The sequence below is a fragment of the Paraburkholderia fynbosensis genome (assembly GCF_902859935.1).
Taxonomy (GTDB): domain Bacteria; phylum Pseudomonadota; class Gammaproteobacteria; order Burkholderiales; family Burkholderiaceae; genus Paraburkholderia; species Paraburkholderia fynbosensis.
This window is the reverse complement of record NZ_CADIKI010000016.1, coordinates 175,946-201,148: the sequence shown is the minus strand read 5'-3', so window position 1 is coordinate 201,148 and position 25,203 is coordinate 175,946. Positions and strand designations below refer to the sequence as shown.

The 25,203-nt window shown below is 60.8% G+C and carries 19 protein-coding genes and 1 pseudogene; 8 read left to right on the top strand and 12 right to left on the bottom strand.

Going from position 1 to position 25,203, the window contains the following annotated elements; genetic code table 11:
- Positions 1 to 165: 165 nt before the first annotated feature.
- A pseudogene (locus HV770_RS25190) lies at positions 166 to 420 on the bottom strand (transposase); the annotation flags it as partial.
- 584 nt (positions 421 to 1,004) lie between these two features.
- Here HV770_RS25190 and HV770_RS25185 point away from each other — a divergent pair.
- Together HV770_RS25185 and HV770_RS25180 are read left to right on the top strand one after the other, a co-directional pair.
- Complete coding sequence (locus HV770_RS25185; protein ID WP_175164060.1) at positions 1,005 to 1,919, top strand: hypothetical protein; 915 nt, start codon at positions 1,005 to 1,007, stop codon at positions 1,917 to 1,919.
- 10 nt (positions 1,920 to 1,929) lie between these two features.
- Positions 1,930 to 3,933: a hypothetical protein gene (locus HV770_RS25180; RefSeq protein WP_175164059.1), complete on the top strand. Its 2,004-nt coding sequence runs from the start codon at positions 1,930 to 1,932 to the stop codon at positions 3,931 to 3,933.
- A 32-nt stretch (positions 3,934 to 3,965) separates the two neighbouring features.
- Here HV770_RS25180 and HV770_RS25175 read toward each other — a convergent pair whose 3' ends face one another.
- The 11 genes from HV770_RS25175 to HV770_RS25125 all read right to left on the bottom strand — a co-directional run bounded on the left by HV770_RS25175 (position 3,966) and on the right by HV770_RS25125 (position 16,762).
- Positions 3,966 to 4,718: a FecR family protein gene (locus HV770_RS25175; protein ID WP_175164057.1), complete on the bottom strand. Its 753-nt coding sequence runs from the start codon at positions 4,716 to 4,718 to the stop codon at positions 3,966 to 3,968.
- A 116-nt stretch (positions 4,719 to 4,834) separates the two neighbouring features.
- A complete protein-coding gene (locus HV770_RS25170; protein ID WP_175164055.1) occupies positions 4,835 to 8,353 on the bottom strand; it encodes an nSTAND1 domain-containing NTPase in 3,519 nt (1,172 codons plus the stop codon).
- 1 nt (position 8,354) lies between these two features.
- Positions 8,355 to 9,728: a toll/interleukin-1 receptor domain-containing protein gene (locus HV770_RS25165; RefSeq protein WP_175164053.1), complete on the bottom strand. Its 1,374-nt coding sequence runs from the start codon at positions 9,726 to 9,728 to the stop codon at positions 8,355 to 8,357.
- A gap of 211 nt (positions 9,729 to 9,939) precedes the next feature.
- Entirely contained in the window at positions 9,940 to 11,535 is a 1,596-nt protein-coding gene (locus tag HV770_RS25160; RefSeq protein WP_175164051.1) for a GMC oxidoreductase, read from the bottom strand.
- Positions 11,532 to 13,064 carry a patatin-like phospholipase family protein gene (locus HV770_RS25155; protein ID WP_175164049.1) on the bottom strand — a complete coding sequence of 511 codons (1,533 nt, stop codon included), beginning with the start codon at positions 13,062 to 13,064 and terminating at the stop codon, positions 11,532 to 11,534. The genes HV770_RS25160 and HV770_RS25155 overlap by 4 nt, the downstream gene beginning before the upstream one ends.
- Positions 13,061 to 13,465 (bottom strand): DUF4345 family protein, encoded by a 405-nt coding sequence (locus HV770_RS25150; protein ID WP_175164047.1) that lies wholly within the window; start codon positions 13,463 to 13,465, stop codon positions 13,061 to 13,063. The genes HV770_RS25155 and HV770_RS25150 overlap by 4 nt, the downstream gene beginning before the upstream one ends.
- A gap of 3 nt (positions 13,466 to 13,468) precedes the next feature.
- The gene (locus HV770_RS25145) at positions 13,469 to 13,852 is read right to left on the bottom strand and encodes a patatin (protein ID WP_175164045.1); all 384 of its coding nucleotides are present in this window, start codon (positions 13,850 to 13,852) and stop codon (positions 13,469 to 13,471) included.
- A complete protein-coding gene (locus tag HV770_RS25140; protein WP_175164043.1) occupies positions 13,849 to 14,340 on the bottom strand; it encodes a hypothetical protein in 492 nt (163 codons plus the stop codon). Before HV770_RS25140 ends, HV770_RS25145 begins: the two co-directional genes overlap by 4 nt.
- On the bottom strand, positions 14,337 to 15,221 hold the full coding sequence (locus tag HV770_RS25135; protein WP_175164041.1) for an acetoacetate decarboxylase family protein: 885 nt from the start codon (positions 15,219 to 15,221) through the stop codon (positions 14,337 to 14,339). The genes HV770_RS25140 and HV770_RS25135 overlap by 4 nt, the downstream gene beginning before the upstream one ends.
- Before the next feature lie 26 nt (positions 15,222 to 15,247).
- The gene (locus HV770_RS25130) at positions 15,248 to 16,267 is read right to left on the bottom strand and encodes a lipase family protein (protein WP_175164039.1); all 1,020 of its coding nucleotides are present in this window, start codon (positions 16,265 to 16,267) and stop codon (positions 15,248 to 15,250) included.
- Between the two features lie 165 nt (positions 16,268 to 16,432).
- Positions 16,433 to 16,762, bottom strand: a complete 330-nt coding sequence (locus tag HV770_RS25125; RefSeq protein WP_175164037.1) for a hypothetical protein — start codon at positions 16,760 to 16,762, stop codon at positions 16,433 to 16,435.
- Between the two features lie 559 nt (positions 16,763 to 17,321).
- Between HV770_RS25125 and HV770_RS25120 the strand changes: the two genes are divergently transcribed.
- The 6 genes from HV770_RS25120 to HV770_RS25095 all read left to right on the top strand — a co-directional run bounded on the left by HV770_RS25120 (position 17,322) and on the right by HV770_RS25095 (position 25,197).
- Positions 17,322 to 18,374 (top strand): hypothetical protein, encoded by a 1,053-nt coding sequence (locus tag HV770_RS25120; RefSeq protein ID WP_175164035.1) that lies wholly within the window; start codon positions 17,322 to 17,324, stop codon positions 18,372 to 18,374.
- Between the two features lie 269 nt (positions 18,375 to 18,643).
- The gene (locus HV770_RS25115) at positions 18,644 to 20,149 is read left to right on the top strand and encodes a metallophosphoesterase (protein WP_175164033.1); all 1,506 of its coding nucleotides are present in this window, start codon (positions 18,644 to 18,646) and stop codon (positions 20,147 to 20,149) included.
- A gap of 2 nt (positions 20,150 to 20,151) precedes the next feature.
- Positions 20,152 to 22,176: a CHAT domain-containing protein gene (locus HV770_RS25110; RefSeq protein WP_175164031.1), complete on the top strand. Its 2,025-nt coding sequence runs from the start codon at positions 20,152 to 20,154 to the stop codon at positions 22,174 to 22,176.
- A gap of 177 nt (positions 22,177 to 22,353) precedes the next feature.
- The gene (locus HV770_RS25105) at positions 22,354 to 22,812 is read left to right on the top strand and encodes a hypothetical protein (RefSeq protein ID WP_175164029.1); all 459 of its coding nucleotides are present in this window, start codon (positions 22,354 to 22,356) and stop codon (positions 22,810 to 22,812) included.
- Positions 22,813 to 22,819: 7 nt separating this feature from the next.
- Positions 22,820 to 24,187 carry a TRAFs-binding domain-containing protein gene (locus HV770_RS25100; protein WP_175164027.1) on the top strand — a complete coding sequence of 456 codons (1,368 nt, stop codon included), beginning with the start codon at positions 22,820 to 22,822 and terminating at the stop codon, positions 24,185 to 24,187.
- 74 nt (positions 24,188 to 24,261) lie between these two features.
- Positions 24,262 to 25,197: a toll/interleukin-1 receptor domain-containing protein gene (locus HV770_RS25095; RefSeq protein ID WP_175164025.1), complete on the top strand. Its 936-nt coding sequence runs from the start codon at positions 24,262 to 24,264 to the stop codon at positions 25,195 to 25,197.
- Positions 25,198 to 25,203: the final 6 nt, after the last annotated feature.

Genomic DNA, 25,203 nt, shown 5'->3' with positions numbered 1-25,203 from the left:
TTTGTCTTGTCCGCTGCCCAGTTGACCCATCATGACGAATCACTCCCGTCGATCGATGTCTTCCAGGATACCGAACAATCCGCGCGTCGACAGACTTTTTCAACACAATCTGTCAGTAAGCTGACATCCGACCCAGCAATATGCCGGGATGATAAATCGATGAGCGCGCTGCCGGACTTTATCCGACGGTCTCGCGTCGCTCAATTCGGAAACCGGTACGACTTCCTCACCGGCAGACACCGCAGACAGGCTGCCGTCCTGGTACAGCTTGCGCCACTGGAACAGCTGGTTCGGATTCACGCCGTGCCGCCGGGCCACCATCGACACGGTCTTGCCCGGCTCAAAGCACTCGCGAACCATCGCCAGTTCTTCATCGGCCGACCACCGCCGCCGGCGCTCAGGTCCCGTCAACACTTCCATCACTTCTTTTATTGTTAGTCATATACACAGTCTTATGCCTACCCTTTATTGTAAGTGGGAGGCTGTGTCCGGTCTTTCATGGGGCCGCTCCAATCCTCCGAGCCGTCGAGTTGCTGTTGTGCCATAGCAAGGACGAAAAAGCCGCACGTGCGACGCTTGCGTTCGCGCGCCGGTTGGTGACTATTTTCAGTTCGGTCGCCTTGACAGCCAATGTACCTTCAAGATACGCCGCGTCCGACTATGGACGATCACTGGATATATAAAGGAAGCTAGCTGTGAGCACCAACTTCAAAACGACTCTCAAATCCGCGTCTTGAGATCGGGAACGCCATTCCGTGGGGGCTCGTCCTCCTAACATGGTCGGCAAAAAACTCCATTACAAGTTCACGCGCTAGCGACTACTGTAAACGGGTTCGACGAGTTCTCCGTTCGAATGCCGACGTTCACCGGACCCGTCGGCGCGTACGTACGAATGATCGTGCCTGCACCTCTACTGCGGAGATGCTATGAGATTCGCTTCCGCTTTCAAGATGACCCGTCTACGGCCGGCGTGCGGAGCTCGCCGGCGCGGACGACTTCCCGCAATGCTGCTCGTCGCGGCGATGAGCGACTTCGTTTTCGCCGACACGCCCGAGCCCACGGTTCCAGACACTTCCGCTTCCGGTGACACTAGCCAGGGGGCGCTTCCGCGCAAGCCGCTCGACATCGCGGTGAGTCTGGGCGCGGGTTATGACAACAACGTTAGCCGCGCCCGCGACTCCATCGATAAGCTTTCCGACGAGTCGTTGAAAGGCGAGATCGCGAAGACATTCTTCGTTCCGCTCGGCAATTCCTTTCAGGTCATGCTCGACGTATACGGCGGCGCCGAAGGGTTCAGGACCTACACAAAACTGTCGAACCTTTACGCAGGCCTGTATGGACAGCTTCAATACCGGCCGTCAATTGCTTTCTATGCGCCGGTGGTCTCTGTCTTCGCCCTCTTCGAGGGCGACCAGTACGGCTCGGACCTGCGAAGGGGTTATCGCTATTCGGTGGGCGGCACGATCGATCAGCCTGTGACCGACCGGATTCGGGTGGTGGGTACGCTTGCCCATAACCAGCGCTTCGCGAAGAGCGATGTATTTGCAACCATCGACAACGCCGCGCAACTGAGCGTCAACTATCGGACGCTCGCAGGCGGTCGCTTTTACGCCAATGTGGAATACCGGCTTGGCGACACGGTGTCGTCCGGACGGCTGACGCTAGACAACATCGACGTTGCAAACGTCTTCGTTCGTGACGACGCATTCAATCGCGACAATTTCTTCAGTTACCGCTTCCGGGCGCACATGTGGTTCACGTCGCTGGGCTATGTCCATCCGATCGGTTCGAACGGATCATTGGATGTCTCGTGGCGCTATGCGCATGCGACGCCGACGGAGGGGCCAAACTTCGAAGGGGCAAGCAACGTGCCCTATGTGTCCAGCCAGTTCGTCATCACCTACAAGCACCGCTTCTGAGGACAGGGCTATGACTTCGAGACCTTTTGCCTTACTCCCGGCCCTCGCGCTGGCGTCGTGGCTCGCCGCCTGCACCGGCGGCAGCAGCAGCAACGATGTTTCGCCCTCTGCACCGCCCGTCGCGGCGCCGACGAGTTCCGACATGTTCCTGATCTTCCCGAACCCGCAGTTGCCTCCCGGCGCCACGCAACTGGCCCAGGCGCAGACGCTGTCCGAAGACTATGCGAAGGCGTACTACGCGGCTATCGATCCGCTCAACGAGCGGGATACGCTCGACAAGTGGAAAGCCGCAAACGGCTTCGGAAGTGGTACAGGAACCGAGGTCACCGCTGTATTCGGCGATGTGCGCGATCTTGGTTACGGGCGCAGGATGACGGCGCGGCGCGACCCGGCGCGCAAGACCATTGCGTTTCTCGTCGAGAACTACCTGACGAGTCCGGGTGGCGCCTATGGCTATACGCCGCAAAGTCTCAGCGCTGCAATCGTGAAGGACACGCGCTGGCGCATTCATTACAACGCCATTGAATTCAGCCCGAGGCCTGGCGCCGGGCCGAACGATGCACCGTTCGCCAAGTTTTTCAACTTCGATCCGGTTACGGGACAGCGCAAACTGACGGTCGACATCGACGGGCGAGGGAGTAAGGCGATGCCGGCGGTCTGCTTCAGCTGTCACGGCGGACGCGGCGATGCACTGGACAGAAATGCAAGCGGTCAACTTTTCTATGGCAGTCCATTGTTCGCGGCATGGCCCGGGGCTTCCAACGCCGATGGTGATGCACAGGCGCGCCTGCAGCCGTTCGAGGTCGGCAACTTCGATTTCTCGACAATGGCCGGAAACACGCGCGCCGATTACGAAGCCGCGCTCAAGCTGATGAACCGCTTCGTCATGTGTTCGTACCCGTCGGCCGCCGGGAGCGGCGGCAACAACTGCCCGGATGAACCGGTCTTCAAGCGCGAAGCGAACGTGAACGAGTGGCAGGGCGGCGCGGCGAATCTGATCCGTAACGCATACGGCGGCGACGGACTTCCCAATGACGTTTATGCGGATACCTACATGCCGGTTTCATGGGCCAACAACAATCCGGACCTGTATCGCAGCGTCATCGCGCGATCCTGCCGCGCGTGTCACATGTTGCGGGACGATGCGAGGTCTGCCAACAACACCGATATCCATCTCGACTTCGACGACTATGCGACCTTCAAGAACTACGCCCCGCTGACACGGCACTACATGATCGATCTGGGGACCATGCCGCTTGCCAAGATCGTGTACGACAACTTCTGGCAAACGGACGGCCCGGAAAAGCTCGCTCAGTTTCTCGAACAGACACTCGTGCCGACTCCCACCGAACCGCTGCCCATTCGCGACGCATCGGGCAAGGTGATCCAGCCGGGGCGTCCGATCGCGGATCCCGGACCGCTTACTCGCACGGTGCGCATGGGATGGGTGCCGCTCAGAGCGGTTCAGACGTTCAACGACGCCTATAGCTGGACAGTCGTCTCCGCCCCTGCAGGCATCGCACCGGCCGCGGTGCCGATCGAAAACGCGAACACGCCTCAGGCCCGTTTCAACGCAACCGTGCCCACGGGAACCTACAAGGTGCAACTGGTGACGAGCCGGGCCGGCGTGAAGAGCGATCCCGCGACCGTCGAGGTGTTCGTGAGTAACGACAACACCATCGGGCTGTTCGATCAGAACACGATCCGGCTTGCTCAGATCAACACTATTCTTACGAGGGGTACCTGCTTCTCATGCCACTCCTCGCCACCGTCAAATCCGGTGCCGCCGGTGGATTTCAAGTCGGCACCGGGCCAGTACGAAAGAATCACGAGCCGAATCAATTTCTCCGATACCCGATTGAGCAAGCTCCTGCTCAAGCCGGCTGCGCTCGTGCCGCATGCTGGCGGAAGCGGGCCGCTTGGTTCATTCAACTCGCTCGCTAACCCGGGAGCTGCCGACAGAGTCGACTACGACAACTTCGTGAACTGGATTTCCAACGACGCACCGCAATGACCGCGCGAGCCGGCGCGATGCGCCGGCGCGCTTCATCGATAACGGCCCTGGTCGCGCTCATACAACGTGTCGAATCTCGGGAACGACGGCGGCAGCACGCGTCCCGCAATCGTCTCGATCACGGCCAGCTCCTGATCGGTGTGATTGACGAACGGCGCATTGCGGATGCTGTTGCCGGCCGATTTCTTGCCCGCATTGATGAACAGTGGCCGGTCGTGATGTTTGGACACCACTGTCGTCCTGCTTTGCGGATCGTCCTTCGCGACGACATCGGCGGTGCCGAAGCAGGTGCAGAAGTAGGTCTGCTCCGGATCGGTCTCGAGATAGAGCCCGGTGCCGCGAATGCCGATGAGCGCGGTCAGCGTATCGATGCGGACCGGCCGCCCCGGCGCGAAGACGGATAGCAGCTTGCCCATGGCGAGATTGAGCGACACGGGCGTGGAAGACGCGTTGACGTCGGTCGACTTGTCGAGCAGCAACTGCGTGTTGTCGCGCATGAGCACGGCCGTGTCGCCGACGACGAAGATGAACTGGCTGCGTGGCCCCGTGACGATTGTGTCGCCCGGAGCAATACGTGATTTCATCGTCGCGGTCTCGCCGTTGATCGTGCATGTGCCGTCGATGCTGAACACCGACTGGCCCGGCGGCAACTTGCGCGGCACGCCGCCGAACAGGCTCATCGCGTAGGCTTGGCCCGCCGCCCCCCAGGCTGTGAGCGTACTGCCGACGAGGGCGCTGATCACCAAGCGGCGGCGCGGATCTTCTGCTTCACCATAGCGAGACATGGAGGGCTCCGTCGATGCGTCCGGTTTCGGGCTTGCCACGGCCGTAGACTTCACGTTCGCGCCGCGGATACTTCAAGGTATGTCAGTTTGTGTCGACTATCCATGCCTTTCTTCATTCACTCACGGCGTTCGCGCGACGCTGTCCGTGCTTCGCCTGCCGGTGCTTCCGCACAGGGAACACCTTCGCACACGCAGTGAAACGACGGTGCTCCGGCGGCGGAGTCTGGCCAGTCGGCGGAACTCAGATTGCGATTGGCGATCGCACAGGCCTGTTCGCGCAGCGCTGCGGGGGCGATATCCCAAAGACTTACCGAGCCGTCGAAGCCCGCCGCCGCGAGCTGTTTGCCGTCCGGGCTGACCGCGACAGCCTGCAGACGGGCAGTCGCACCTCCGATCGTCACGGGCGAAAGATTTTCCCTCATATCGTGCAGGATTACGTTGCGGTCCCAACCGACCGACGCAAGGTCGTCGGATGTAGCGCCGAATGCGACGCCCGTCGCCCGCTTCTGATGCTCTTCCATGACTACGGGCTTTTCGAAGTTCGCCGTATTCCACGCATACACGACGCCATGCCAGTCCGACGCCGCAAGCCTCTTTCCGTCATGGCTCAGAGCGAGACCGCTCACGGCATCGCGGCATTTGAACAGTTCGCGCGGCGCAGTGCCGGGCGCGCCGCGCAAGTCATGTAGCAGAATCTTGCCGTCCGCCCTTCCGCTGATGAGCGTGGTGCCGTCAGCGCTAAACGCAAGTACGAGTTCCTCTTGTCTGACGCCCTGTCTGGGATACCTCGCGACGACTGCGCCCGTGCGCAGATCCGTCAGCGTGGTTTCCGTCTCGGCGGCCACGGCCAGCAGCGAACCGTCGGGCGAGAAGGTGACGCTCGTGACGCGGCCCGGCTGCGGGAAGACGTGCAACGGTGCAGACGGTGCATCGGCGTCCGCGCGCCATAACTTCACTGTGCGATCCCATCCGCCCGACGCGAACAGCGTGCTGTCGGGACTGAAAGCGATGCTCGTCACGACACCCTCGTGTGCGGACAGCGCGACGCGGTGCATGCTTTGCCGGTCCCAGATCACGACCTGATCGGAGCCGCTCGCGGCGGCGAGCCATTTGCCGTCGGGGCTATAGTTGAGCGCCATGACCACGCGATCGTCGACCGGCAACTTGGTGACGGCTCCGCTTGCGTCGGGATGCCAGAGAATCACCGTGCGGTCCTGGCTGGCAGAGGCGATCTGGACTCCATCCGCGCGCCAGGCGACGCCGAAAACCTTGTCCGTGTGGCCACTCAGCGTGACGACGGGCTTGCTCGTCGCGACGTCCCATATCATGACGGTCCTGTCGTGGCTCGATGAAGCGAGCTGCTGTCCGTCCGGGCTGAAAGCTAGGCTTCTGACCGCCTCCGTGTGGCCTTGCAAGGGCTTGCGCGGGCTTGCGCCGCCGCATCTGACACTCCGCAAGTCGACGAAAACAGTTTGCGCGGCGCTGCCGCTCAGACAGCCCATGTCGATCATGTCGATGTATCCGCTGCTTTCTCCCATCGCGAGAGTGCGGTCGTCCGGGCTGAAGGCGACGCTGTAGAAGCCGCCGCTCCGTTTCTCGCTCAACACAGCGAGAGCCCGGTCGGGCCTCGCGACCTGCCAGACCAAGATACCCTGCGTCGTACTGACGGCGAGCAGCTTGCCGTCGCCGCTGAAGGCGAGGTTCGTCGCACTGTGTGCGCCTTGATAGGCGGTGCCTTCCGCATGACCGGCCAGGGGCCACACGAGGACGTTGCCTTCGATATCGCAGGCGGCGAGCATCGTGCCGTCGCGGTTGAACGCAACGCTCACGACCGTCGCGCGGAAGTCACCGAAATCCCGAATCTTCGTGCGCGTGTCTGCATCCCATAGCGTGACCGTTCTCGCGTCGCCGTTCGCTGTGACGAATTCGTGCGTTTTCGGCCGGAACGCCGCGCCGTAGAGCTCGGTGGGCGCCGATGTGACGACGCCGACCAGCCCGTGCGTGGCTGCGTCCCAGATTGCGGCGGTGTGATCGTAGCTGCTGGAAACGAGCAGCTTTGAGTCGTCGCTGTAGGCGACCCCGAATGCAGGCGCCTCATGCCCGCGCAGAAAGGTGATCAGCTCGGGATGTGCCAGGATCCGCTGCATGAGACGCGCGCTGTCTCCCGCGTCGTGCGTGGTCCGCATTGCTTCGAGATGCAGCAGCAGTGCGCGATCGTAGTTGCTCTTTTCGATGCTGTCGGCCCGAGCCATCAGCGTGTCGTGCCGAACGCGCTGGCGGTGCCACTCGGACGTGACCACCAGCACGGCGACCACGGCCACACACAGCGTGGTCGCGCCGAACACGCGCCACGCGTTCCGGATGCGTCTGCGCCGCGCTTCGAGCATCGCCTCGCGGGCGCGCCGGATGTCGCGGCTCTCCTTGACCACGCTCGCGAGCACGTCGTGGGCCAGCTCCAGCCGTCGCATACCGCGCCGCTCGTCGATACGCAACAGGCGACGTCTGACGAGCAGTTCGAGGCCGTCGCGCATATGGTCGCCGCGCGTGAGCGCTTCGAGATAATCGCGGCTGTCACGGTCGCCGCGCGAGGTAATCAGTTCCTCTTCGACGAACTTTTGCAGGTCGTCCGGGCACCCCTCCATGCTGCGACGATAGAAGCTCGACAGAATCTCACGATCCGCTCCTTCTAGCAGTCCGATGTCGATAGACGGTAGCCCTCGCTCGATCCGCTTGCGGTTGAGTTCACTGCAGACCACGCTCAGCAGAGACGGGTCGATCTCCATGAACTCGAAGTTCGATCGTTCAGCCGGAGGAGCCGGTTCGTTCTTCCAGGCGAGCTGAATGATGCGCCGGGCGACGTCATCGTCGACCAGCCCGCCGCCCGCGCGCGTGATGACCGAATACGCCTGGCCACCGCTCATGGCGGTGAGCTGCAGCCGGTTGTACATCAGCGACGGCATGAGCTTTCTGCCGCTCTCCAATTCCGCCAGAAAGTCCTTGCGGAGGCTCAATATGACTTTCACCCGAGCGCGCGTGAACTCAAAACGGCTTGCCGCTGCCGGATCGCGATCCAGAAGCGAGCGGACGGCCTCTGGCGGGCGGTTCTCGACTACTTCCGAGAGTGCGATGAAGAAATGGGCGGCGCGCGCGCGCGCCGCTTCGTCGCCGCGCTCCGCCGTGAAGATCTCCTCGAACTGGTCGAATACGATCACCGGCGTGACTAGCTGAGTGCGATCGTTCCAGAACTCGACATCGCGGCGCTGGAAATAAGACCACAAAGTTTCGTCCGGCGCGGGCGGCGGACATCGCACAGCGGCGCGTTCGCATGCCGCGAGCAGGGAATCGAACACCTGCTGTACGAGGGGAGCCGCGTCCGGTGCATGGTCGAGGCGGATATAGACTGGCAGCCGGGCTTCGTCGCGCAAGAGAGGAAACAGGCCAGCATTGAGCAGCGAGGTTTTGCCGAGTCCTGAGCGCCCGTGCAGGACCGTCAGCGTCTCGCGTCGCACGAGGCGCAGCAGGGCCTGCGTTTCCTGGTCCCGGCCGAAGAAAAACCGGCGCTCGCTTTCACTGAATGATGCGAGTCCCGGCCAGGGATTCTCCGGCGTCAACGGGTCACGCGCGAAGTCGTCCATGTCAATGCGCCGGTTGACGCCGATGGAATTCCCGCACGAGCTTCGCGAGCCCACTTATCGATGCCGCGTCGATCTTTCCGCCGGGCGCGTCGATCGCTTGAGCGCGCCTGAAACAGGCGGGCAGCGCGTCGGCGCTGTCCATGCGAGTGTCGTCGATCACGACCGGGACGATGAACCGCTCGCTCGCGGCGATGCCATCTGCGATGCGCCTTGCGCTGTTCCATTCTCTCCAGAAATAGCTGCGGCGATTGGATTCGCGGAGCGTTTCGCGCGACACGATAGGCACGAACAAGGAACATCGCTCGACGTTGCGGCGGATTTCTTCGTCCCAGTCGTCGCCCGGCTTGAGCGCTTCGCGGTCGAACCACACGTCGAGGTGGTGCATGCTTAGTGCGCTGGCGAGAAGCTTCGCCGCCTCCCGGTTCTCGCTCGCATAGCTGATGAAGATCGCGCCGCGCGCAACCATCTTCACGACACGCGCGGCGGCAACGGGGCGAGGCGACGGGGTGTCGTCGTGATGCCTGAGGTGCCAGCGGCGCGCCAGCTCTTTCACGAACGCGTAAGAACTCGTCTTGACCACGCGTGTCTTGTGGCTGAAGTTCTCGAGAAAGAGCAGAAGGCCGGCGGCGTCATCGGCCTGTTCGCCGACGAGCGTTTCGCAGAACCGGCGCGATTGCGAGAGCCCCGCGCTGCGCGACGCACGCAGGAAGAAGCGCGTCACCCAGTCGTTAAGGCCGCAACCGAGAATCAGCAAATAGTGCTCGCGCAGCGCATCGAACAAATGTTCGGGTTGACGCTGCCGGTCCTGCAGCGCATGTAGAAATTCGAGCAGATCTTCTTCGCAGGTCACGAATTCGGGCGCGCAGCATGCCTTGCCTAGCAGGTGAAATACGACCGGCTGCGTCAGATCCTCGAACGGCACAGGCAGGTCGCTGATGTTGTTCGGCGCATAGGCGATCCTTAGCACGCGTTCCTGAGGCCTTGCGTCATCGATGGCTTGCGCAAGCGCGGAATCGCAGGTTAGCAATACGAACAGCTTGAATGCCTCGATGGATGCGAGATCACGCAACGCGTGATCGTCGGCGAGCGCGATACCCGGTTTGAGAATCGCGTAGATGTCCGAGTAGATTTCCTGCCGGTCGCCGCCGCAGCTCAGGTATTTCGACACGACGTCATTGTACGTAAGCCGCTTTGGAAGACCGGATTCAGGCAGGTTCAGCCTCTTAAGCAGCCTTTTAGAAATCCACTGGTCAATTGGCACGAGCGTGGCGTCGTCGGGAAGCAGCACGAGTTCCGGGCCAATCACTGGGATGACGCGGCCATCCTCGATGGAATCGAGGAGCGTTTCCCATTGACGCTCAGGATCTTCGTTCATCGCGTGTCCCATCTGCAACTCAGTGGCGTGCCGGCGTGCACCGGGCCTCTGACACGATGTCGTGCTCGAATCCAATCATGCAGCAAAGCATATTGCTTGTCGAGTGAACGCCCGATGGAAGGATCAGGTTCAATCCCCGAGTCAATTGAAAAGCCGTCGTTCGCGCGTTCCTCGGGTGCCATGCGAGGTGACTATCCTCTTAACGTGCCGGTCAGGTCTTATCGAGCAACAACGCGACGTTGCGTTCTGCCAGCGCAGCAATCGTGCGCGATGGATTCAGTCCAAGCGCTCGCGGAACAACGGCACCATCCATTACGTACAGATCATCGTATCCGAATACTTTTCCGTTCGCGTCAACGACACCATCCGCCGCTGTGTCGCCCATATTGCAGCCGCCTAGTGGGTGAGGGGTGATCAGCTTGTGCAACTCGCTCCACGTTGGCGGGATGAAAGGGCGCCCGTCCGTGGCGGCCGACAGGCGCTTGTGAGCATCGATCATGGCGTCGACCACCGCTTGAGATCGCATGTACGACCAGTCGAGTCGCAGCTCACGGCGCCAGGGGGCATACCAGCAGCGACCGAGGCGCATCCGCCCGTCGCCCGGATCAACCGCCTGGCCGAACCACGGCATCATGTTGTTGACGGGGTCCTCGGAATCAAAATGGTGCGCGAAGCTTCGCCAGAAAGTGCGCAACACTCCACGAGGCGTTCGCTGAAGGCAGCGTTGCACGAGATCATGCGTAAGATCGGGTACCCCGCCGTCTTCCACGAACAGTGACTGACCGTTGGCGCCAGCATGGTCCAGCAGGTCGATCGCAGCGGAAATGGTCACGCCATGTGACGGCGAAATCTTGCGGTCCCGATAGAACGTTGGCGTGACGAAGTCGCCGTTGAACGCCCATCCGCAGCCGAGTCGCGAAGATAGATTGGGCAGTGAGCAATGTTCGTCGCGACAGCGTAGCAGCAACTCGGTGCTGCCGATTGAGCCGGCGCTCAGGATCACTTTGGCTGCGGTTGCGGTTCCGGGCGTGCAGCCGCCTGTTGAGCGATCAACGACATTGAAATGCACACGCCATCCAGGGCCGAGTGACTCTATCTTTTGCACCACATGCAGCGGCCGGATGTTTGCGCCGTGTCGCTCGGCTACGGCAAGATAGTTGAGGTCCAGTGTATTCTTCGCCGACACCTGGCAGCCGATGTCGCAGTTGCCACAGTGTACGCAGGTGCCTTGCGGCACCCCATGCACGTTAATGAACTTGACCGAATGGCCGTCGCTCCGGGCATCGGGCAAAGACGGGTCGTAATTGGGCGAGAAGCTGACAGCCAGCGGCAGCTTTCGGAAGCGGTCGCCCCAGCCGCAAGCCTCAGCGGCCTCGCGCATGAGCCGGGTGCGTTCGCTAAGCTGGTTGTCGGGCAATTCCTGGACGCACAGCATCTTCCCCACGATCTCGTAGTAGGGCTTGAGCGCTTCATACGTGATCGCGGGCGGCCAGCCGCGGTCAAAGGCGTCACGTTTAGCTTCGACCGAGACATTGGCGTAGATCAGCGATCCTCCACCCACACCCGCGGCAGCGACCACCCACATGTTCGAGAATGTGCGCAGGTCGGCCCAGCCATTGAATCGTTGCGGATGCTGCTGGTTCCACAACCAGGACTCGGCATCGTTGCGCGGATAGGTTTGCGGGGTCCAGCGGCGGCCACGCTCCAGCACCAGCACGTCGCGTCCTGCCTCCGCAAGCCGACAGGCCGCAACTGCACCGCCAAAGCCACTACCGACAACGATCACATCGTGTTCGAACGCGCTCATGTCGGCGATCTCCTGATATAGATGCGCCACAGTTCCGATACGAAAAACCTGAAGAACCGCGACATCGCATGCGCCGCTTGTTGCGAGTTATGAGCATTCGTGGCGTAAACCGTTTGCATCAGGCGCCCGAGCTGGAGCACGCCAAGGTGTAGAACGCCAGCGCCGACGACGGGACCACTCGCATCGCTGCCCCGATGCAACGTTGTGTAAAGGGTTGTCGTCTCGCCCCACATCTTGAACGGGCTGCCAATGCGGACATGCTTCTTGCCTGCCAGATAGTATGGTTGGCCTGCGTGACGAAATCCGATCTCGTAAATCATGTAGGTTAGCTCTGGATCGTCGCAAGGCGTGAACAGGCCGAAGACGCCCGACTCCGACGGCATCGCGAGTCCAAACGGGGCGAAATCTATGTGGCCTGTCAGGCCACCGAGGTGACGAGGGTCGGCAATGAAGGCCGCCATGTCGTCGATGTGAATCGTGGCGTTCATGGTCAGCGGGGAGCCATCCCTGCCGCTCTCGACGGCGCCTGGGTCGGCAGCCCCCAGACGAAAGCCGCCCGCCATCGTCTCGCGAAAGCTCAGTCCCACGCCGGGCTCGCGCATCAATGATGCACTCGGGTTCAGCGGCGACGAAGTACCGATGCGCAGCGTACGTCGCGCGTCACGGTAGCCCATGTCGATCAGTGTCGCGGCATCGATCCGTCCTCGATAGAAATCGGGGTCGAGGGGCAGCGGCAGCTCCGGTTTGATCACATGCACGGAGATGGGCTGATCGTGTCCGAAGACACACTCGCCGCGCGCGATCCTGCGATTGATATCCGCGATCGTCTCCAACTCCAGGTTAAGCGCGCCCCCCGCACTCATCTCGATCATGTGCACGTACTGGTTGAACGCGCCATCGCGGTAGACGGGCGTGTTGCCGATGCACCAGACGAGCCACAGCTCGCGCGCGCCGCGTTCGACACAACTCAGCAGATTGGCGTCCTTGATCCAGACCGCATCCGTCCATGTTTTGCCGTCGGCCTTCACGGCGGGCATGAAGATAGGCAGCGAGGCGGCCGCGACCAGCCGCTGCAGGTCGAGCTGCGTGTGAGGGATGGGCACCACGGTTTTGTCGTCGAAGCAGCAGGCATTGAAGGAGCCATCGATGCCGGTCGCCGCGCGAACCCGTTCGATGTCGATACCCAGCGACGGATAGACATGCTCCGTCAAACCGGCGGCACTGCCCAACGCACTCACGTTCGCGACGTGCAGGTAATCAGGCGCTGGGCGCAGCGCGGCGAATTGCTTGACGGGCAGTGCTCGCCAACGCGCGCACAACTCGTCCGGCGGCACACCGGACAACAAGGCAGCCAGATTGATCGTGCCGCCCGAGGCGCCGTCGGCGTGACTGAATCGCAGTCCCTCGTCAATCAACGCCTTGACGGCGCCCGCCTGGTAGGCGACACGCATGCCGCCGCCGGCCAGCACCAGTGCGCGACGAACAGAGGGATTGTCAGCCGCGATAGGCGGGCAATGATTTGCGCTCACGACGTTCTCCCGCGCCAGACGACTTCCCACACCAGAAATCCCGTCACGGCCTCCAGTACACAGAACGCGATGAAGACCTTGGTGGGATTGCCATCGACGATGAAACTCAGTACCCGAGCCGCGACACCGGCGCACAGGCCGCCGAGAAACACGCGTGATGCCGTGAGAGGCAAGAAGATTTCATTCCGGAAGGCCCAGCAAAACACACCGAAGCCCAGCTCGAGCCCTTTGAGAAAGCGATATTGGCTGAGAAAGGTAGCCCGGTGCGGTTCGGGGATCGAATCCAATCGCACGTCGAAGATGTGAGGAAGCTCCCAGGCGGCAATGAAGATCCCGCTTCCGCCGATGCCCAGAAGCATCAGCATGTAGCCCCAGAAGCAAATGCGCGCCAGGCGTTCCATCGGTTATCCTCCGCGGCGTCGCAAGTCCAGATAAAGCAGGCCGCTGGCTCCGTCGAAGATGGCGACCAGCAGTGCCGCGGAAATGAATGCGCCTCGCGTGACGCCCCACGCCACGAACGCCGACGCCAGCAGCTTCTGTAACGCTCCCCAAAGAAGCACGACGCCAAGGGCTTCCGTGCGCCGCTGCGCGTGCAGCAGACTGCCGCCGAACAGCATCATGAACATCCCTACCGTGGCGAACAGATGATCTGCGAGCCGATCGGGTGGTGCATACGCGATCAGGGCCAGTAAGGAGCTTGAGGCGATGACCTGGGCGGCTCCCGTCAGCACGGTTATGGCCGCTATCAATGTCGTCGCACGGCGCTCGAAAATGAGGAATCGCATCATCGCCCCAACGCTGAATAGCGGATGCGATATGTCCAGCGCGCGAAATACCAGGCCATCGAAAGCCACTGAATACACCACAACCCGGCACGTATCCGATTGAGCCGCATCCACTCGTTCAGCACCTCGTGCAACCTGATGGCATCCTTGATGTGACTGGCCATTTCTGCGTTGAGCGGGAAAATCCATTTCAATGTGAGAAACGTGGCAACGAACACACCGAGCAGAACCACGATCGGTACCCAGCGCGTGGGCTGACGCCATTCGCCGATGAGCATGACGACGCCGCTCGCCAGCATCAGTTTCGTCATCGTCGTGAAGAACGCGGTGGCTGCCGTCACCTGGGGGACGAACTGCAGATAGTAGTTGTCCGGAGTGAGCTGCGAGGCAATGGGAAACGAAAAGAGTACCAACGACCCGCCCGTGCCCAGGTACATCGATGTGCACAACAGCAGGAACACGTGATTGACTATCAACAGGCGGCCGATCATCGCGCGGACTCCCAGTCTGCCGGCCGGGCTGGCGGCGCGAGCCATTGCTGCGATTGCCCGAGCGGATACGTCGTCTCGAGGCCCGGCATGGGCTCAGCCGGCGGCTCGGCGCTGGTCACGAACCAGCACTCGAAGTAGTCATCCAGCACGCCGGTTGTCGACGGGAAGAAGCCTGTGGCGATCGGATTCGGATCGATATCCAGCGTCCTTAGCCAGGCCATGCGCGGGTGATCGCCGATAAACATGCGGGCGGACCTATCGGCGAACAGCGAGAATCCGAGCTTGCCCCTGAAATAGATGTACGACTTCATCAGCATGCCGCGAAAGCTGCAGTAGTTGACTGCCCCGGTGTTGACGGGCAACCACGCGGTCCGGGGCTTCTGCACGTCGATGCGCATCATCATCTGGCCATCGAGGTCGTACTGACTGCTGACCCACTGCTCTCCGATGACGAAGTCGAGGTTCGCCTGGTGCTTCGGCATGCCCCAGATGCCACGGCCACCTTTCACCGAAACCTCGGTCGACACCGGCAGGTCCACCACGTACTGCCCGGTACCGAAGGTCTTCATGAAAAGGCCCGGCAACAAGCGTGGGGCCGGTTGGCGGCCGTGGGTGCAGGCGATCGCGATGGAGTATTCGATATAGCGGCCGATGTTGGTGATGACATAGTCGATCACGGTCACGACGAGCAGGCCCCGGCGCCAGAGCTGGAATGGATGGACTTCATTGGCCGGGATCACACTGCGCGCTGCGTCGAGGTCGATTGAAAAGACCGCCATCAGCGCCGGCGAATTCTGGGAAGCGACTGGAATCTGGAATGGAATGTCATCGACCAGTGCATGGCGGCCGGCAAGCCGCCTCTGTCGTGCTGGAATCGCCATCACCGGCTCCCTTTGTCGGTTCTGAGTCAGTGGGGGGCGGCCAGTGACGCCATGAGCACGGGAAACACGTCGCGCTCCGCGTTCTTGCCGATGAATACGTCGAGATGCCCGTATCCGCCCAGCACATGCAGACGGTGATAGTTAGGGCGGTAGCGTTCGAACCAGTCGAACGTAGCCTGCTGACTTTGCCACTTGAAGCAGTCGTTGAGTTCGCCAGCGATGAACGTAAAGCGCGCCTGCGTCTTCGGCGGCTGTGCTGTCGGGTCCGGCAGAAGCCCCGGCAACTGTGACACCAGGTGACCTGCATCCAGGCACCGGTTCATCTGCCGGAAGAACGAGATTGGCACATTGGCGAATTCCTGGCGGATCCAGTCGTGCACGGTATCGCTGAGATTTTCATGGCGCCATAGCACCGGAAATCCTATGCCGAATGTGAAGCTGGAAAATCGGCAGACCCCATTGGCACATTCGTGGTGGGTAAGCAGTACCAGACCTTTGAGCAGGTTGGGTACGACACCGGCGGCGTGCTCACCCCATTGAGGGTTGAGGTAGTCGGTCATCAGGCCGACGATGGGCAGCGCGTAGCGACCTTTGTGATATGAAAGCCAACCGACCTGAGGGTGAAGTGATACTGCGTTTGATACGATCGTGTCGACTTGCGGGACGAGCCCGGCAACTGCCGACAAGAGGAAGCTGGTTGACCCCTGACAGTGCACCACCGCTTTGATCGTGGGAACCCCGGTCAGCTCGACAACTTTTTTCACGGCGGCGGGGTGATCATATAGAGCAGCTTCGTCCAACGTCCATTCACACGGCGGAAGGTCGATACTGGCGCGCCAGTTTTCCAGCCAGACGTCATATCCCTCATCGATTAACGCTTCAACGAAGTTCGTAGCGTTTGGGGGGCGAAATATGTTGGCGCGCACACCTGCTCCATGTACCAGCAGGACAGGTCCCTTCGGAGCCTGCCTGGAGCCGCTAACGTGAATTAGGTTGCACGCGTGACCGTCGCCGGCTCGAAACGCGACAACCTCTTCGTGGGACATGGGCAACTCCTTCCGGGTGATACGAAGGTACGCAGTGCCAAAATGTCAATGAACAACAACGGCTGAATCGTGGCACTCCAGGTTGGACGGCGTCAAGCAGAATGGCCGAGAAACCCGTTGTAGTGATCTCAGATGCAAATGAATGTCCGGCCGAGCCAGACGGCCTCAAATTGAAAACGATTGGACGCGATTATGTTTGAAATCGACGATCGTGCAGACAGACTGATACTCAATGAGGATCCGGGTTTTCGCTGATAGCAGGCGCTGCGTGGCGTCAAATGGAGCGTGCTTCGCATGCATGGTCACGCGTTGCAGCTTAAATTTTTGCGGATGATCGACGCAGGCGCAGTTGCGGCTCAGTCGAGCGGTTGAGAAGGCGCCGAAGTTCAGGAGATAGAGGCCACAGACCTCATGGCCACTCGACCATCCAGAATAACAATTCTGGATTCTGAAATCCGCGTCGATGGGCTGGGCGAATGGTTCGCCTTCATCCATTTTCAAGAACGAACCGGCCGCTTATAACGCTCGCCGAACTCGCATCCACAGAACTTCTCGTGCATGTCAGAACTCCATCGCTGGATCTCGATGACTCACTTCGCGCAGGTGCGGAATCGGCGGATTTTGGCGGATAGGCGCTAGTCAGGATGACTATGAAGGACGGAATGGGCTGCAATGACCGCAGCCCTTCTGCGGTGGTCATCGTCGGTGCTGTGACGGCTTGAGCACCACGCCGCGTTCTTCGACGAAGTGGGTTGGCCGCGCGGGATCGATCTCGTGCGGCATCGGCTGCCGAAATTCGCATAGCGCTTAGAACATTCAGACTTTTTGTTCAGGTACTCATCGCGCTGCCCGTGACAAGCAGTGCGTTGTCATCCATGCCAGATTGCATGCGCCATCGACGCGGGCGCCCGACCGGCTTTCGTAGCCTGAACCCAGGTTCCCATATCAATACGGACAACAGGGTCGCGCCGATTCAATTTCTTTATCTCCAATCGTCTTTATTGCATCGTAAAGATGCGTGCGCAAGACACGAGCGGGACATAAGGAGACGAGAATGAGCACCGTCAAAATATTCCTGAGTCACACGTCGGAGTTCGTCAACATTGCGCGAAGTTTGAAATGGTCAATCCTGGCTCTGGCGTCTCCCGATTCGGTTGAGGTGAAGCTGAGCGAAGAAATGCTGGGCGGCGCCAACTGGCACGCGTGGATCGAGCAGAACACCCGCGAAACCGACGCCTTCGTATTCCTCTATCCACGCGCTGATATGGACAACGGCTGGCCGGCCTATGAACTCGCTCGTTTCACGGAAAATTGCGAAAAGCCGGTGATATGGTTACGCAATCTTGAACTGAAAAAGCTTCCAGGCATGTTCGAGCAGTATCAGTATTACCCCGCAACGGAAGAAGGCATTCTCAAGTTCTTTAGTGAGGTCTTCGCGAAGGGATTGTTCACTCACGGTGAACCTCTAAACGCGGAAGTGGACGAAATCGGGTCCAAGTCATATAAAAGCGCGGTGGACGCCGCTAGCGAACTGGCAGAAGCCTTCGCCGATACGTTGATCAAACTAAAGTATTACACGAGGCGAATTCAGATCTCCCTTGCGTATGACAGGAACCGCAAGTTCGATCCGGAGCAGTCGCAGGTCGCAGGAAATGCCGAAGGCATGAAGATGCTAGGCATGAGTGCCGATGCCACGGTCAGTTGGTCTTCTGTATTGGAGATGTTCGAGGATCAGGTCGACTGGCCTCGTGAACTTGAGACGGAGTTTGCCTCGATAGTGGCAGGGGCACTACCTCCGCACCTTTCACCATTCGAGACTGAGCAGGGAATTTTCATCCCGATCATCGCAAAGTGCGAAGTCGCGCAGTCACAACTGCGACGGCTCACCGTGCTGTTCGTCGAAGCGAATAGCCAGAAGCTGCGGTCGATGTTCGAATGGAAAATGCCGGCGGCGATGCCTGGACGTGCAGCTTGTCAGACTGATGCTGAGAGTGCGCTACGACATCCTCGACCCGAAATACCAGGAGGCGAGATTCCATTCGCCGTCGCAAGAAATGTGCATCTCGCTATACGACGCGGTGCTCACCGAGTACAGAATTGCGCGTGAGGAAACCAGAAAGATCGGCATTTCGGGTGTGTCAGCTTTTCAGATGCTATTTGACAAATCGCTGTGGGACAAACTGGACGCAGCGGCTGAGGAGTATGCGATCCGAACCAAGGCTTTGAAAGCGTATCCTGAACTGCTGAAGACCGCCGAAGCGGACTTCGATCATGCCGCTGCGCTCAACAGCCTGCTAGATCTCGTTCTGCCGGACGGCTGCAAGCAGGCTCGAATCTCGCGCAGCGCATTGATGGACTTGGACCGAGGAGGGCGAATTGATTCCGGTACACAGTGTCGATCAGCTTTACGTCATTTCCGATCTCCACCTTGGCGGCACCCAAGGCTTCCAGATCTTCGGCTCCGCGGCTGAACTCGCGTGGCTCATCAGTGACCTTGCCCGGCGCGATCCGGAACAGGAGATAGCGCTCGTCATCAACGGTGACTTCATCGATTTCCTGGCCGAACCGAACGCCACCTACTTCGACCCGGACGGCGCCGTGGCGAAGCTTGAGCGCATTGCCTTGCAGGACCCGACATTCAAGCCCGTCTTCGATGCCATCCCGATCTTTCTCCAGCAGTCCAGACGTCGTCTGATCGTAAACCTTGGCAATCACGATCTGGAGCTTGCGTTGCCTTGGGTGCGCACGCGCCTCGCGCAAATCCTGACAAAGGACGCGTCACCGTCGAGCGGAGCGCACGCGCGCCTGCATTTCGTGTTCGACGGGTCGGGCGTGCAGTGCGATGTCGGTGGCCATTCCGTGCTGTGCGTGCATGGTAATGAGGTAGATCGGTGGAATCCGGCGGACTTCGAGAAAATAAGACTGATCGGCCGGGACAAGCAGTTTGGGCGCCCTGCAGAACCGTGGATACCCAACGCTGGCTCGCGGATGGTTATCGACGTGATGAACCAGATCAAGCGCAAGTATCCTTTCGTCGATCTCCTTAAACCGGAAGGGGCCGGCGTCGTGCCGACCCTCGCAGCATGTGCTCCCGAAGCCATGCGGGACTTCAACAGCGCGATGAGGCTGGCGAACGTGGGACTCGTCCGCGCGTGGGCCGGCATGTACAAGCCAAACGGAATGCTGGGGGCTGAGGAACTGGCAGCGGGAGACCCGGTACAGCCCGCAACCGTGTCCGGCGGTCTGCTAAATGCAGCGGGACCGGCCACTTCACGTCAAGATCGCGATGGACGCGCGATGCTAGCTGCGGCGGATGCCATAGTCCGTCGGGGCGTCGATCCGCTTGCGTTTGTCGCGAGCGAGCAGGGCAAGCGACTTGACATGGCGAGCGCGCTGTACAAATGGGCGCATGATGCGCCGACGAGCGAGGTGTTGCGCGAGGCGCTCGAAAAGCTCGACAATGACCGGAGCTTCGACATCACGGCGCGCGACGAAACCGCCGTGCTGCTCGACAAGGAGATCGGCCCGGAGGTCGACATCATCATTGCGGGGCATACGCATCTGTGTCGCGCACTACGCCGCCAGAACGGCAAGGGGCGGTACTTCAACAGCGGGACCTGGGCACGGCTGATCCGCATCGATCCCGCCACCCGGAGCGATCCACAAAAGTTTGCCGAGATTTTTGAGGTGCTCAACGGTGGTGACATGGCAACTCTCGACAGCTTTCCCTCCGGATCACTGGTTTTGCGCCCCTGTACCGTCGTGGCCATATGGAAGAAGGACGACGGATCCGGCGCAAGAGCCGAGTTGCGGCAAGTGGTCAAGCTTGCGGAAGACGAGTACACACTCGAATCGATTAGTGGCAGCCTTCTGGATAACTGACGATGCGCAAGATCACACTCGAACTGCTCCGCCAGGGTCCATCGCACAACCAGTTGCTCTCGCCGCTCACGGCCTATATTGCACTGTGCGAAAACCATAGCGCGGTGACGCTGCATGTTCCGTTCGAGCACAATCAGATGCTCTACCGGCTGCGCGCGCTCAGCTATCAACTCGGAGCCGAGGCGCGTGAGTTTCAGCTCGGCGACACCGCGGTGGTGCTTGGCAAGCTGCTCGGCGAAATTCCCGGCCTGACCGCCGACCTCAATCGCCGGGGCGCCGACACCGCAGCGGGCGACGAGCCAGTCACGCACTTGCGGCTGATCCTGTCCGCCTCTGAGCTCGCGCTCCTGCCGTTCGAGCTCGCGACCGCGCCCGGCGGTTTTCCAGGCGAAGGTCAGCCGCTTACCCTGCAAACACAGCAGCCCATTTGCATTACGCGCGAGACGCGGCGCGTGCCGGAGGAATTCATCCGTTGGCCGAGCAAGCCGCGCATATTGTTTGCCTTTGCTTCCCCGCCCGGTTTCGAGGAAGTGCCGGCTGCGGCGCATCTGCTCGCGCTGCGCGAGGCGCTCGCGCCATGGCTCGCGCTATCGGACGACCTCGATGACGACGAGCGGCTCAAGATTGTCGAGGAACGGTTGTCCGTGTTGCCTGACGCGACGGTCCAGAGTCTGGAGCGCGCATGCGCGGCCAGCGATTACACGCATGTGCATATTCTCGCGCACGGCGTCGATTTGCCGGGCGGCTACGACCACCGGTTCGGCGTAGCGCTGATCTCACCCATTGAACCGAACGGCTATGAGGTCGTCTCTAGTGCGCGGCTCGCGAGCATCCTGCGCACGCCGCGCCGCGACAAGGCTGGGAAGTTCGTGCGGCCTGCCGTCGTGACGCTCGCGAGCTGCAATGGCGGCAATGTCGGCGGCGTGACGGGTGTTGGGGCGAGCGTTGGGCACGCGTTGCACGAGGCCGGTATTCCACTCGTGATCGCGAGCCAGTACCCGCTGTCGTTCGGCGGATCGGTGATGCTCGTTCAGGATCTCTACCAGGGCCTGCTCTGGGGCGAGGACCCGCGAAAGCTGCTGGTGGGCCTGCGCAGGAGGCTCCACTCCTGCTTCAAGGACCAGCACGATTGGGCCAGCATCGTCGCGTACGCATCCCTTCCGCCGAATTTTGACGATCAACTGGCCGACGCGTGCATTCGACAGGCCATGAGCAGCATCAATATTGCATTGCGTGTGTCGGATCGTGTCATGGTGGCCTTTTCCGACCGGGAGTCCAGCATCAGCGGACGCCATCAGACGCTCGCCGGGGATAAACGTCAGGAGATGCTCCAGCACGTGCAAAGAAAAGTCGCCTACGCGAAGGAGCGCCTCGAAGCGGCGAATGAAGCGTATCCCGCCCAGCGGGCCCGGATCCTGGCGCAACTCGCCAGCACCGAGAAGCGCGAAGCGCAGATGCTGTATCACTCGATCAAAACCACTTCCCGCTTGACGAAGAAAGGCGGCAACGAAGTGGTGGACAAGCTGGAGCGTGCACGAGGCTGGTATTGGCAAGCCTATCTGCTGAACCGGTCGCATCCCTGGGAGCTGGTGCAATATGTGTCGCTCACGTTGTTCCTGCGGTCTTTGGGCAGGCTGCCGGCTTCGGACTGGACGGAAAGCAAGGTAAGGCCCTTGTGGATCACGGCGGACGCCCAATCGCAGAACGATGCCGAGAATGGTTCCGCGTGCGAGCGCGCCTGGGCCCACGGCAATATCGCCGAGCTGAGCCTGATCGAGCCCTGGCTGAAGGATGTTCCATTAGCTCCCGACCAGACCTCGGTCGACAAGGCGATCGAGGCTTGCCGCAATGTGGTTGAACTGGCGGGTCCATCATCGTTTCATGTATTTTCCACCCGGCGCCAGATCCTTCGCTATCTTGAGTGGTTCGGCCCTATGGGGGGCTGGAAATGGCCCGGGCTGCAAGTAATTGCCGAACAGATGCTCGATGTGTTGCCAGTTGGCGAAGAACCTGAATGGGACTATTGAGCACATAGCGCCGCAGACGCTATTCGGGGTGCGTCGACAAGGACCTCCAAGGTGACTCAAATTTTTTTACCGAAGCATGTCTTTCTCTTCAGCGGGCATATGATCGATCGCCCCGAGCGCCGGCAGCCGCGCTTCCCACCGGAACGGGAAGGAGCGGTAGCGAAGGATATAGCTGCAATGCTCGACGGTCTCCACGGTGGCAGTGCCGACCTCGCCATCTGCGGCGGTGCATGCGGCGGCGATCTGATCTTCGCGGAACTGATGCTCGGGCGCGGTGCGCATCTCGATCTTTATCTGCCCTTCGAGCCGCAGGTGTTCGTGCAGGATTCGGTTGACTTTGCGAACTCGAACTGGCACGCACGCTTTGAGGCCGTGCGGGCACACAAGTGCGCCCGCACTTTCGTGCTACCCGAAGCCGCGACCGACGAGGAGCGCCGGGCATCACCCTACGAGCGCAACAACCTCTGGATGCTTGAACGTGCGCTGGGGTGTGGCGCGCAGAAGGTTCATTTCATTTGCGTCTGGAACGGCCAGACGGGCGACGGGCCGGGCGGCGCCGGCCATATGTACGAGGCCGTCAAGGCCGCCGGCGGCGTTGTGGGGCGGCCCATCCATCCGCTCGGATCGACACAGTGAGCCAATCATGCCGAAACCTATTTGCTTCGCCATCATGCCCTATGGGCGCAAGCGGACGCAGGCGGACACCGCGCACGCTCCGGGCGAGATCGACTTCAACGCGTTGTGGGACCTCGCCTATGTGCCGGCAATCAGAGCGCTAGGCTACGAGCCCGTGCGCGCGGACCAGGACACCGGCTCGATGATCATCACGCAGATGCTGGAACGCATCTTCTATGCGGACCTGGTGCTCGCGGACATGACCATCCCCAATGGCAACGTCTACTACGAGGTCGGCATCCGCCACGCGGCCAGGCGCACCGGCTGCGTGCTGCTCGCGGCCGACTGGTCGCAGCCGCTCTTCGACGTGGCGCAGATGCGCACGGTCCGCTATCCGCTCTCGAACGGCAATATTGATCAGGACACTGCGCAGCGCATCCACGAATGCATCATGCCGGGCATCAGCGCGCTCACGGATGGCGAATCGCCGATGTTCAATGCAGTGAGCGGCTTCCCGGACAATCCGGATCCGGCCCTCGCGTCCACGATGAAGCAGCACATGATGGACCTGGCCGTGTTCCAGTCCGCCGTGCGCAACGTACGTCTGCTGCCGCGGGAAGAGCGCATGGAGGCGGCGCAGGAACTTGTGAAAAAGCACGGTGTGCCGCCGTTGATGGGAGGCGTCGTGTTCGCATTGCTGCTGCTGTTGCGCGATGCGGCAAATGAGCAGGCGGACTGGAGCAAGCTGCTCGACTTCATCGACAAGCTGCCGCAGGAATACCGCGAGAAGCCCGAGGTGCAGGCACAGCGCGCGTTCGCCGTGTCGCAGACGGGTGATGTGCAGTCCGCGATCGACCAACTCGAGGCTTTGGTAGCGATAGCCGGGCCGTCGGCAGAACGTTTCGGCTTGCTGGGAGGCCGGTACAAACGGCTGTACAAAGCGGCCGCGGATTCGAAAAGGCAGTCGCGACTTCGCGACCAGGCAATCGACTACTACGAACGGGGCATGGATCTCGACTTCAACGAGTACTACTGCTCGTCTAATCTTCCGCGTCTGTATCGCGAGCGCAATTGCGACGGTGACTTGAAGCGCGCGCAAACCGTGACGGCGCTCGCGACCGCCGCTTGCGATCGCGCGTTCCGGCGAGGCGTCACCGACGAATGGCTACGGCCGACGTGGCTGGCCCTTGCGTTCGACGACGGCAACGCTGATCTGGCCGAGGATCTCGCGAAAAAAGTCGTCAGCGAAGATGTGACGCGCTGGAAGATCGATAGTGTGCTGGCCGATCTGCGCGTCAGCGCGCGGCTGGTCGAGGACGAGGTTCAACGCGGGCGCCTTGGCGCGGTAGCCGACTGGCTGGCCACGCAATCGGGTGTGAAAAGCGTCACGACGTGAGGTGTTCGGGGCGCGGCCTGACGGGCCCGTTGGAGGGTTTTTTCCACTGCCGTTGTCACGCACGAAATTGGCGCTTGAAAAAACGTGCAGTCGTCGCGGAGGTTATCGTGGCAGAAGATCAAGATGGTATTCCCGAGTTCTTCGACGTATTCATCTCGTATCGTCACAGCGACGAGGCAAGAGCCCGGCAACTCGCAACGACGATTCGCGGCTACGGTTTCACACCGTTCGTCGACGCGGATTTCGCCGAACTCGCTGACACAAGCAACGTGACGCACGAAAAAGTTGAGATCCTCCGCAACAGGATATCGCGCGCGACGTGCCTGATCATGATTTATCCAACGCAGGAGGAGGGCGCCAGGATGCCTGCCAATTCTGCGTCTGCGCCCGGTATAGGCTTCTGGACACCGTGGGAGCTAGGTTTTTTCGACGGGAGCATTTCGTCACGGATCGGCGTTTTTATACCCTATGAAAAGACTGAACGATTCAACGCGAAAGACTACTTTAACGGCAGCGAGTATCTCCAGATATATCCCACCTTGAGCGACTCCAACCTCGAAGACTTTCTGAAACGGAATGCTGTGCGAGAGCGACGCATCGACAACGTGTCCGGCGCGTTCGTGTGGCTGCAGAATCTTGCCGAGGAGTGGGTCGCGAACCCTGTCAACGTCAGTCTTGGCGTTGGGGAGTGGTATGCCGATCATGCGGCTCGATTCTGGCGAAAACAAGGCGTCGACGTCTGGGCGGATTATTTCGCCAGCCTGAAAGTGCAACTGGACGATCTGCGGATCTCCTGGAGTCCTCAGTTTCGCTCTCCCGTCTTCGATGCGTTGCGGAAGGTGACCTCGTCAGACCAACACGCGATGCAGAATGATGGAATCCATCCTCAGATCACTCCGGTGCCTGGATTGGGCAACGCCGGGGGACCCATCGGCGATGTCGGGTATCGCCGACTGCCGATCATGGATATCGCAGCAATCTTCAAGGCATTTAGCGGAGATAAACCTTAGAGCGAA

Coding starts and splice junctions, on each gene's coding strand:
- HV770_RS25125 (WP_175164037.1), bottom strand. CDS start 16,762: ATGGATGAAGGCGAACCATTCGCCCAGCCCATCGACGCGGATTTCAGA.
- HV770_RS25130 (WP_175164039.1), bottom strand. CDS start 16,267: ATGTCCCACGAAGAGGTTGTCGCGTTTCGAGCCGGCGACGGTCACGCG.
- HV770_RS25150 (WP_175164047.1), bottom strand. CDS start 13,465: ATGGAACGCCTGGCGCGCATTTGCTTCTGGGGCTACATGCTGATGCTT.
- HV770_RS25100 (WP_175164027.1), top strand. CDS start 22,820: ATGCCGAAACCTATTTGCTTCGCCATCATGCCCTATGGGCGCAAGCGG.
- HV770_RS25135 (WP_175164041.1), bottom strand. CDS start 15,221: ATGGCGATTCCAGCACGACAGAGGCGGCTTGCCGGCCGCCATGCACTG.
- HV770_RS25165 (WP_175164053.1), bottom strand. CDS start 9,728: ATGAACGAAGATCCTGAGCGTCAATGGGAAACGCTCCTCGATTCCATC.
- HV770_RS25120 (WP_175164035.1), top strand. CDS start 17,322: ATGAGCACCGTCAAAATATTCCTGAGTCACACGTCGGAGTTCGTCAAC.
- HV770_RS25185 (WP_175164060.1), top strand. CDS start 1,005: ATGCTGCTCGTCGCGGCGATGAGCGACTTCGTTTTCGCCGACACGCCC.
- HV770_RS25105 (WP_175164029.1), top strand. CDS start 22,354: ATGCTCGACGGTCTCCACGGTGGCAGTGCCGACCTCGCCATCTGCGGC.
- HV770_RS25110 (WP_175164031.1), top strand. CDS start 20,152: ATGCGCAAGATCACACTCGAACTGCTCCGCCAGGGTCCATCGCACAAC.
- HV770_RS25160 (WP_175164051.1), bottom strand. CDS start 11,535: ATGAGCGCGTTCGAACACGATGTGATCGTTGTCGGTAGTGGCTTTGGC.
- HV770_RS25175 (WP_175164057.1), bottom strand. CDS start 4,718: ATGTCTCGCTATGGTGAAGCAGAAGATCCGCGCCGCCGCTTGGTGATC.
- HV770_RS25180 (WP_175164059.1), top strand. CDS start 1,930: ATGACTTCGAGACCTTTTGCCTTACTCCCGGCCCTCGCGCTGGCGTCG.
- HV770_RS25170 (WP_175164055.1), bottom strand. CDS start 8,353: ATGGACGACTTCGCGCGTGACCCGTTGACGCCGGAGAATCCCTGGCCG.
- HV770_RS25140 (WP_175164043.1), bottom strand. CDS start 14,340: ATGATCGGCCGCCTGTTGATAGTCAATCACGTGTTCCTGCTGTTGTGC.
- HV770_RS25145 (WP_175164045.1), bottom strand. CDS start 13,852: ATGATGCGATTCCTCATTTTCGAGCGCCGTGCGACGACATTGATAGCG.